The 8,567-nt window shown below is 61.8% G+C and carries 8 protein-coding genes, 1 tRNA gene and 1 pseudogene; 7 read left to right on the forward strand and 3 right to left on the reverse strand.

The annotated features are described in order from the left end of the window. Positions 1 to 6: 6 nt before the first annotated feature. The 6 genes and pseudogenes from AB5S05_RS17765 to AB5S05_RS17790 form a co-directional block, all read left to right on the forward strand. Complete coding sequence (locus tag AB5S05_RS17765) at positions 7 to 2,220, forward strand: AsmA family protein (RefSeq protein ID WP_369288853.1); 2,214 nt, start codon at positions 7 to 9, stop codon at positions 2,218 to 2,220. Beyond that, the gene (gene mutY / locus AB5S05_RS17770; protein WP_369288854.1) at positions 2,217 to 3,290 is read left to right on the forward strand and encodes an A/G-specific adenine glycosylase; all 1,074 of its coding nucleotides are present in this window, start codon (positions 2,217 to 2,219) and stop codon (positions 3,288 to 3,290) included. Before AB5S05_RS17765 ends, mutY begins: the two co-directional genes overlap by 4 nt. Before the next feature lie 2 nt (positions 3,291 to 3,292). Continuing rightward, positions 3,293 to 3,565, forward strand: a complete 273-nt coding sequence (locus AB5S05_RS17775) for an oxidative damage protection protein (protein WP_369288855.1) — start codon at positions 3,293 to 3,295, stop codon at positions 3,563 to 3,565. A 168-nt stretch (positions 3,566 to 3,733) separates the two neighbouring features. Further along, positions 3,734 to 3,809: transfer RNA gene (locus tag AB5S05_RS17780), tRNA-Phe, on the forward strand. Between the two features lie 683 nt (positions 3,810 to 4,492). Next, positions 4,493 to 5,149, forward strand: coding sequence for a hypothetical protein (locus AB5S05_RS17785; protein ID WP_369288856.1), 657 nt, complete (start codon positions 4,493 to 4,495; stop codon positions 5,147 to 5,149). A 151-nt stretch (positions 5,150 to 5,300) separates the two neighbouring features. Next, positions 5,301 to 5,650 (forward strand): annotated as a pseudogene (locus tag AB5S05_RS17790) (transposase); the annotation flags it as partial. A gap of 49 nt (positions 5,651 to 5,699) precedes the next feature. Here the strand turns inward: AB5S05_RS17790 and AB5S05_RS17795 are convergent. After that, entirely contained in the window at positions 5,700 to 5,954 is a 255-nt protein-coding gene (locus AB5S05_RS17795; protein WP_369288857.1) for a tyrosine-type recombinase/integrase, read from the reverse strand. 102 nt (positions 5,955 to 6,056) lie between these two features. On the opposite strand from AB5S05_RS17795, the gene AB5S05_RS17800 reads away from it, so the two are divergent. Beyond that, a complete protein-coding gene (locus AB5S05_RS17800; RefSeq protein ID WP_369288858.1) occupies positions 6,057 to 6,359 on the forward strand; it encodes a hypothetical protein in 303 nt (100 codons plus the stop codon). Between the two features lie 80 nt (positions 6,360 to 6,439). On the opposite strand, the gene AB5S05_RS17805 is transcribed toward AB5S05_RS17800, so the two are convergent. Continuing rightward, the gene (locus AB5S05_RS17805) at positions 6,440 to 7,669 is read right to left on the reverse strand and encodes a tyrosine-type recombinase/integrase (protein ID WP_369288859.1); all 1,230 of its coding nucleotides are present in this window, start codon (positions 7,667 to 7,669) and stop codon (positions 6,440 to 6,442) included. A gap of 343 nt (positions 7,670 to 8,012) precedes the next feature. Beyond that, positions 8,013 to 8,315, reverse strand: a complete 303-nt coding sequence (locus tag AB5S05_RS17810; protein WP_369288860.1) for a hypothetical protein — start codon at positions 8,313 to 8,315, stop codon at positions 8,013 to 8,015. Positions 8,316 to 8,567: the final 252 nt, after the last annotated feature.

Genomic DNA, 8,567 nt, shown 5'->3' on the forward strand with positions numbered 1-8,567 from the left:
TCGTCCATGAAAGCGCTCGGCAAAATCCTGGGTCTGTTTTTCCTCGGACTGCTGCTGATCATCGTGGCCCTGGGCTTCGCCCTGACCCACCTGTTCGATCCCAATGACTACAAGGACGAGATCCGTCAGCTGGCCCGCGACAAGGCCAACCTCGAACTGACGCTCAATGGCGACATCGGCTGGAGCCTGTTCCCCTGGCTCGGCCTGGAGCTGACCGATGCCACCCTGGCCAGCGCCAGCACCCCGGACAAGCCCTTCGCCGACCTGCGCCTGCTCGGCCTGTCGGTGCGCGTGCTGCCCCTGCTGCACAGGGAGGTGCAGATGAGCGATATCCGCATCGACGGCCTCAACCTCAACCTGCAGCGTGACGCAATGGGCCACGCCAACTGGGAAGATATCGGCCAGCCGGCCCAGGCCAAGACTGCCGCGACCGCCGCCAGCCCCGACGCCCCCAGCGACAAGCCGGAGGCCAGCCCGGCCGGCACGAGCCAGCCGCTCAGGCTGGATATCGACAGCCTGATCGTCAACAGCGCCCGCGTCGAATACAGCGACGCGCAGAAAGGCCAGCAATTCAGCGCCGAAAGCATCCAGCTGACCACCGGCGCGATTCGCGAAGGCACCGACATTCCGATCAAACTCAGCGCCTTCTTCGGCACTAACCAGCCGGTGATGCGCGCCCGCAGCGAACTGACCGGCGAGCTGCGTTTCGACCGCGCTCTCAAGCGCTACCAGCTGGGCGATGCCAAGCTGTCCGGGGAGATCTCCGGCGAGCCCTTCGACGGCCAGACCCTGACCTATTCCACCCAGGGCCAGTTGCTGCTCGACCTGGCCGCCCAGGTCGCCGAGTGGAACGGCCTGAAGTTTTCCGGCAACCAGCTGCGCGCCCTCGGCGAGCTGAAGCTGCGCGATCTGGACAAGGCTCCCAAGCTGGCAGGCGGCCTGTCCATCGCCCCGCTCAACCTGCGCCAGTTTCTTACCAGCATCGGCCAGAAACTGCCGCCGATGAACGACGACAAGACCCTCGGCGAGTTCGAACTGGTCAGCCGCCTCAGCGGCGGCGCCAACAGCCTGACCCTGGAAGACCTGCAGCTGAAACTCGACGACAGCAGTTTCAGCGGCCAGATCGCCATCGCCGATTTCACCAAGCAGGCCCTGCGCGTGCAGCTCAAGGGTGACCGCCTGGACCTCGACCGCTACCTGCCTCCGGCGGCCAAGCAGGAGGCCAGCGCGCGCCAGGCCGAAATCAAGGAGACCGTCGCCGACGCGGGCCAGAGCGGCACCACCCCGCTACCCAAGGCACCGACCCAGCAAGCCTGGAGCAGCGCGCCCGTGCTGCCGGTCGACCAGTTGCGCAGGCTCGACCTGCAGCTGGCGCTGAGCCTGGGCCAGCTGACCGTGGACAAGCAGGCGATCAGCGACCTCAGCCTCAAGGCCAAGAGCCGGGCCGGCCTGCTGACCCTGGAAGACCTGCGCGGCAAGCTCGGCAATGGCAGCTTCGACGTCACGGCCAGCATCGACGTGCGCCCGGCCATCCCGTTGCTGAGCGTGCAGAAACAGCTGACCCGCATCCCGCTCGAACCCTTCCTCAAGACCGAGCAGCAGCCCGCCCCGGTCAAGGGCCTGCTCGACCTGCAGGCCGACCTCAGCACCCGCGGCAACAGCCAGAAGGCCTGGATCGAAGGCCTCAACGGCAATGCCAGCTTCGCCCTGAATGACGGCGTACTGGTCGGCGCCAACCTGGAACAACAGCTGTGCCGCGGCATCGCCGCACTCAACCGCAAGGTCCTCAGCAACGAGCCCAAGGCCAGCGACACGCCATTCAAGACCCTGCACGGCAACCTGAGCATTCGCAACGGCGTGGCCAACAATCCCGACCTCAAGGCGGTGGTTCCCGGCCTGGCGGTCAGCGGCAATGGCGACCTCGACCTGCGCACCCTGGGCCTGGACTACCGCGTCGGCATCAGTATTACCGGCGACCAGCGGGAAATGCCCGACCCGGCCTGCCAGGTCAACGAGCGCTACGTCGGCATCGAATGGCCGCTGCGCTGCCGCGGCCCGCTGGAGCTGGGCGGCAAGGCCTGCCGCCTGGATCAGGACGGCCTGGGCAAGGTCGCCGCCAAACTGGCCGGCGGCAAGCTCACCGAGAAGCTCGAAGAGAAGCTCGGCGACAAGGTCAGCCCCGAGCTGAAGGACGCGCTCAAGGGCCTGTTCAACCGATGAGCCCGACGCAGTTCTCCACGGCGGTGCTCGACTGGTACGACCGCCACGGCCGCAAGGACCTGCCCTGGCAACAGGGCATCAGCCCGTACCGGGTGTGGGTCTCGGAAATCATGCTGCAGCAGACCCAGGTCAGCACCGTGCTCGGTTACTTCGACCGCTTCATGACCGCCCTGCCCAGCGTACAAGCACTGGCCGAGGCCCCCGAGGACGAGGTGCTGCACCTGTGGACCGGCCTGGGCTACTACACCCGCGCCCGCAACCTGCAGAAGACCGCGCGCATCGTCATGGCCGAGCATGGCGGCGAATTCCCCCGCGACGTCGAGGCGCTGACCGCCCTGCCCGGCATCGGCCGCTCCACCGCCGGCGCCATCGCCAGCCTGAGCATGGGCCTGCGCGCGCCCATCCTCGACGGCAACGTCAAGCGGGTGCTGGCCCGCTACGTGGCCCAGGAGGGCTACCCCGGCGAGCCGCAAGTGGCCCGGCAACTGTGGGCGCTGGCCGAGCGCTTGACCCCCGAGCAGCGGGTCAATCACTACACCCAGGCGATGATGGACCTGGGCGCCACCCTCTGCACCCGGAGCAAGCCCAGCTGCCTGCTCTGCCCATTGCAGAGCGGTTGCCAGGCGCACAGCCTTGGCCTTGAGATCCGCTACCCGGTCGCCAAGCCGCGCAAGACGCTGCCGCAGAAGCGCACCCTGATGCCGATCCTGGCCAACTCGGCGGGCGAGATCCTGCTCTACCGTCGGCCCTCCAGCGGCCTCTGGGGCGGCTTGTGGAGCCTGCCCGAACTGGATCGGCTCGAAGCCCTCGAGCCCCTCGCCCAGCGACACGCCCTGCACCTGGGCGAACGCCAGACACTGGCCGAGCTGACCCATACCTTCAGCCATTTCCAGCTGGCCATCGAGCCCTGGCTAATCCGGGTGGAGGGCGCAGCCGGCGCCGTGGCCGAGGCCGACTGGCTCTGGTATAACCTCGCCACCCCGCCGCGCCTGGGCCTCGCCGCCCCGGTGAAGAAACTGCTGAAGCGCGCGGCCGACGCACTCAATGCAGGACCGACGACCGGAGAATGACCATGACCCGCACCGTGATGTGCCGCAAATACAAGCAAGAACTGCCCGGCCTGGAGCGCCCGCCGTATCCGGGCGCCAAGGGCGAAGACATCTTCAACAATGTCTCCAAGCAGGCCTGGGACGAGTGGCAGAAGCACCAGACCCTGCTGATCAATGAACGCCGCCTGAACATGATGAACGCCGAGGACCGCAAATTCCTCCAGGCCGAGATGGACAAGTTCTTCTCCGGCGAGGAATACGCCAAGGCCGAAGGCTACGTGCCGCCGAGCGAGTGATCAGCCGCGAGTGCGATCCTGCCCGCCACCGCAGCGCGGATCGCACCCGGCGGCTGCCGAAGTGCAGCGTATTTTCGTAGCCCGAACCTAAACGCCCGTAATTTCTAAATATTTTTATAACTCGCGCTTGACACCCCCCGCTCAAATCCGTCTAATAGCGCCCCGTTGGCCCAGGTAGCTCAGTCGGTAGAGCAGGGGATTGAAAATCCCCGTGTCGGCGGTTCGATTCCGTCCCTGGGCACCACTAATACCGAACAAAAAGCCTCAGCCATGTGCTGGGGCTTTTTGCTTTCTGGGTTTCGACTCACCGCGTCGGGTCTATTCCCGGCTCACCTGGCGAAACGCTCTGGACTGCGCGAATCACGATTTTTCGCGCGAAGACTGTTAAGTGGTTTATCGACATCCCCCTCAAGGGGGGGGAGCTCACGGCCCAACTAGCCAGCCAGGAACTCGCTAGGCCCTCGCTGCGCGCCACACAGCGCAAACGGCCCGACTCAGTCACTAGGGCAACCACCATTGCCCACATCAAGCTCCAGCGAGACCGCAAAGCCTCCTCACGGCAAGCCCTCATCAGCAGGAGCGACTTCAGACCAGCAACCGCCACCGTTCGATTCAGCCTCTATCGTCGATTCGACCGATCTCATAGCTACCGAGGAAGCGATGGTGCCGATTAGCATTCATTGAATGCTTGACACCAGGGGGCAGGATTGCGTCGAGCGCCCCCCCCACTCGACGCCCTGAAAAAGCGAAGACAACTCAAGCCTGAGCGGCAATAGCAGACCGGGTAGAGAAGCAACGAACCACCAACTCAAAGCGCGGAAGCACTTATAGGAAGCGCTTGCTCGTTGCGCGACATTACCACGCCATCGTAATATCGAGTCGCCATCACTGGCTCACATTTGCGCCATTACACAAAAGGAAGCAGTAATGAGGAAGTTACTTCCAATTTTATTCACAGCCCTAACCGCAACCGGCTGCGATACGACTTCGGGCATGGAGTCTTTTGACATTCAAGGCATCAAGCTTGGAATGACCGTCAAGGAAGCTCAGAGATTACTCCCCGAAGCTGAGCTCAAAAGTAGAACCGAACTTGGCCACACATGGCTTCACTTGAATCTTGAGAAAAAAGACGATAACGGGTATAGCATTGAAGAACTGTCGGTGGACTTCGCCAGCAGCCTCAGCGAAGACGACGGCAAGGTCAACTCCATATATTACTCCCAAACTATAAACGACCCAATAACCCTAGAGACATTAATAATCACACTAACTGAGCGGTACGGCGAACCAACTGACGTGAAAAAAATCGAAAACCAGTACTCTAGAAGCAAAGGGCTCATTTACTATGGCATAACCCATGACAGATTCGTAGAACTAAAAAACCCGAAGAAACTGGGCGACGAGGCGACATTCGAGGAAGATTACACTTATTACAAAGCCAGCCTCAACGATAGCGGAAAAAACATCAGTATCGTACTGAAAAATAGACCGAGCATGAAAAAGGATTGGGAACTCCTGAAAGCAGCCAGAGCGGCTGAAAAAGAAAATAAAGAAAAGCAAAGAGCCTCTGAGATAAACTTGTAAAAAATTGATACCCGGCGGCGGCAAGACGCCCCAGCGCGAGTGAGCTCCCGCCTGCTAGTCCGGAGTTATCAGGACCGAATAGGCAGAAACGGTTGAAGCCTTTTGATTCTTGTCGCCAAACAGGGGCCCTAAGTCTTCCACCGTACACAAAATGCCGCCAGAAAAACCCTACTTTTCACCCCTCTCTCGGCGCCTCGTCGAGGCCTCTTTCTCCGGCGGGCACATCACTTCGTCCGCAGCCTGTTGTTGCTGCGCAAGATCGACCGATGCCATGGCATGACCCTTTAGTTGACCAGGATCGTTCCCCATCAGCGTAATCCTGGCCCTATCCAGCACACGCAGCCGACACTGTTAACCCAGCTCATTTTCGCACTGGCCGCCGGCTACGAGGACCTCAACGATCATGACGGCCCGCGCCATGACTATGCGCTGCAGACCAGCCACCAGCAGGCCACGAACATCGATCGCAGGGAAACCAGGGAAATCAAACGAGCTGATAGATTGCAGAAGGACGGCCCCGAACGGCGCCGCGCCGTTCGGAACACTCTAGCTAGCCGGTCGAGGAGGCCTGGCTCCTTTCGCTCCCCTCGGCACGGCCATTCGCCCTCTGCACCGCAGCCGTAACCACGTCCGCCACCGCCTGGCTCGCCCGCCGCAGGCCGTTATCGGCTAGGTGGGCGTAACGCTGGGTCATCTGCGCCGTGCTGTGGCCCAACAGCCCTTGTACTCCGTACAGTGTTGCGCCTGCCTTCACCATGAGGCTAGCGAAGCTGCGACGTAGATTGTGGCCAGGTGGATGATCCACGCCTTAGCACCAGATCGTCGGACAGAACAACCAGATGCTGGTGGCGACCATTTCCAGGTAACCTGCAAGACCTAGAACAAAGGTAGAGAGGGCATACCCCCAATGCAGCTAGATATCAACCTGCCGGACGCATTGTCCATAGAAGACGTGCAGTCATTGCTGGCTTCTGGTGACGATGGTCAAGACAATCAGCTCAGGGTGGATCGCTCTGGGAGGGCTTACCTCAGCCAAGTAACCGGAGCAGATGAGCTCGAGGGCGTCCTATTCCGTTTTCCGACCTGGGATGCCGGAAACGGATATGTTGGGGCTGAAGCAGCGCGCGATGTGGAATGGGTCAAGAAAATCCTAGAAGCCCTGCAACGCAACTGGTCGAACCCAACTTTTTCTTACATCGATACATTCTGACCTAGCAATCAAGCAGGGAAATCAGGGAAATCAGGGAATTGCTGATGTGTCCCGAACGGCATGTCGCCGTTCGGGACACTTCAGCTAACCAATCGAGAAGACCTGAGCCCTCCCTCCCCCTCTGCCCCGCCATTCGCTTTCTGCACCGCAGCGGAAACAACATCCGCCACCGCCTGACTTGCCCGCCGCAAACCGCCGTCGGCCAAGTGGGCGTACCGCTGGGTCATCTGCGCTGTGCTGTGGCCCAACAGTTCCTGCACTTCATACAGCGTGACGCCCGCGTTGACCGCAAAGCTGGCGAAGCTGTGGCGCAGATCGTGGATACGCAGATGATCGACGCCTGCCGCCGCCAGGATGCGGCAGAAGGCCTTGCGCGGGTTGTTCAACGGCTTATCACCATCGCGCCCAGGAAAGACCCACGGCGACTCACCCCGACTCGGCAGGGCGATCAGGAGCGCTTTGGCCCCCTCGCTGAGCGCCACGTAGCGCCCACGCCCTGACTTGGTCATCGGCAACCACCACTGCCCCGCCTCGAGGTCGATATGCTCCCAGCGCGCCTGCAAAGCCTCCTCTCGTCGAGTACCCGTTAGCAGAAGCAACTTCAGGGCGGCGACCGCCACCTTGTTCGGCTCGGCCTCCATCGCCTCGAAGATTCGCCCGACCTCATCGCTGCTGAGGAAGCGTTGGTGCTGGTTGGCCTCCTTGAAGGGCTTGATACCAGCCGCCGGATTCTTGTCGATCCTCCCCCATTCCATGGCTTTCCGGAAAATTGCGCTAAGCAGCGCCAGGTGGCGGTTGGCGGTGGCAGCCGTGTGGCTCTGGCGTATCGCCGCGTGGTGGAGTTGGATGTCGCGCACGCCGATGTCGCACAGTCGCCGCGAGCCGAACCGGGGCTTCAGGTGCAGGCGGTATTTGGACTCGTCGTTACGAAACGACTTCTTGGCCTGCTTGGCGTAAGGCGAATACTCGCTATCCCAGAACTCCGCGAAGGTAGGCATGGCCTTGAGGCGATCGAGCCCCTCAAGCGGGTCGCCGCCTCGATCGACGACTGCCCGCATTTCCAGAGCGACCTGCCGCGCCTCCGCGACCCCTATCGCCGGAAAGGTACCGATCCGGGCGAAGCGCTTGGTTCCACCGACCAAGGTATAGCGGAAGGCAAACGACTTGCTGCCGTTCTTGCCGACGATCATCTTCAATCCAACGACCGTGGCATCGGAGTACTCGGCCGACTTCGACGCAGCGTCGACCTGGTGCGCAGGCAGGGCCTGGATATTGCGGGTGGTGAACGGGAATTTCTTCGTCTGGGTCATGGGTGGGCCTCTAGCGCCTGAAAAACAAAGCCGCACCCGGCGTAAGACCGGCTGCGGCTGACTGGGGCGGGGGCATCGAGCCGAACCCGCTATCGGTTTGTTCAGAACTGCTCACTTTTCAAAAAGGGACGATGCGGGGACCGGCGAAAGCCGCGTGCTTCCTGGGTTGATCGCTACCAACGGCAGCCGGGCGACTGCTTCACGTCGTCAGAATCCCCGTGTCGCTGTCTCCGCTAGGCCTAGGCCGAACGCATGGCCCCAGGCCGGGCAAGGCATCGCGCCTGAGCGAAATCTGGTGACAGTGCAGGGGCGGAACGCCGCCGATCCATCGCCGGTTTTTTCGTCAGTACTCGTGGGGTAACAGCAGGGTCGTCAGGGCGCGGTCCCGTTCGGTGATCACCCACACAACCACACCTGACGCGATCTCGTAGGCGGAAAAGAGCCGTTCGCCATGAGCCAGGGATTGGTCATTGCGGATGGCGTCCCCTGGGCATACATCGCCCCAGTCACCGGCCAGGTGGCGGTCCAGAAGGTCGCACGGCTGCTTGCCGTGCTCCCTAAGAGCCGCCAACGCCCCAGGCGTCGACACGATGTTGCCGGGCGAGAAGCGCGACCCCGACCCCAGCATCGAAATAGGTTTGGTCATAACGAAAACTCCATCGCAAAAAGCCGAAGCGCCTTGGGCAACTTCGGCTTGATCGTTAAGGGGATGTAATGAGTAGGAACGCTTCAGCCCAGGACAGGGCTTACCGCGATGAGCAAGGCGACATTTGTAGTGGTCTACTGATCCCGGACACCGATTTAGGCGAAAATCCTCGCCGTGAGAGAGGTGTCTGATGAGCAAACAACGACGTACGTTTTCCGCCGAGTTCAAACGCGAGGCAGCCGCCTTGGTGCT

This window comes from Pseudomonas zhanjiangensis (assembly GCF_041027545.1).
Classification (GTDB): Bacteria; Pseudomonadota; Gammaproteobacteria; order Pseudomonadales; family Pseudomonadaceae; genus Aquipseudomonas; species Aquipseudomonas zhanjiangensis.

What these genes read in the sequence shown, in the direction of transcription:
- AB5S05_RS17810 (WP_369288860.1), bottom strand. Translation starts at nt 8,315, where the DNA reads ATGACCAAACCTATTTCGATGCTGGGGTCGGGGTCGCGCTTCTCGCCC.
- AB5S05_RS17765 (WP_369288853.1), top strand. Translation starts at nt 7, where the DNA reads ATGAAAGCGCTCGGCAAAATCCTGGGTCTGTTTTTCCTCGGACTGCTG.
- AB5S05_RS17785 (WP_369288856.1), top strand. Translation starts at nt 4,493, where the DNA reads ATGAGGAAGTTACTTCCAATTTTATTCACAGCCCTAACCGCAACCGGC.
- AB5S05_RS17805 (WP_369288859.1), bottom strand. Translation starts at nt 7,669, where the DNA reads ATGACCCAGACGAAGAAATTCCCGTTCACCACCCGCAATATCCAGGCC.
- AB5S05_RS17800 (WP_369288858.1), top strand. Translation starts at nt 6,057, where the DNA reads ATGCAGCTAGATATCAACCTGCCGGACGCATTGTCCATAGAAGACGTG.
- AB5S05_RS17775 (WP_369288855.1), top strand. Translation starts at nt 3,293, where the DNA reads ATGACCCGCACCGTGATGTGCCGCAAATACAAGCAAGAACTGCCCGGC.
- mutY (WP_369288854.1), top strand. Translation starts at nt 2,217, where the DNA reads ATGAGCCCGACGCAGTTCTCCACGGCGGTGCTCGACTGGTACGACCGC.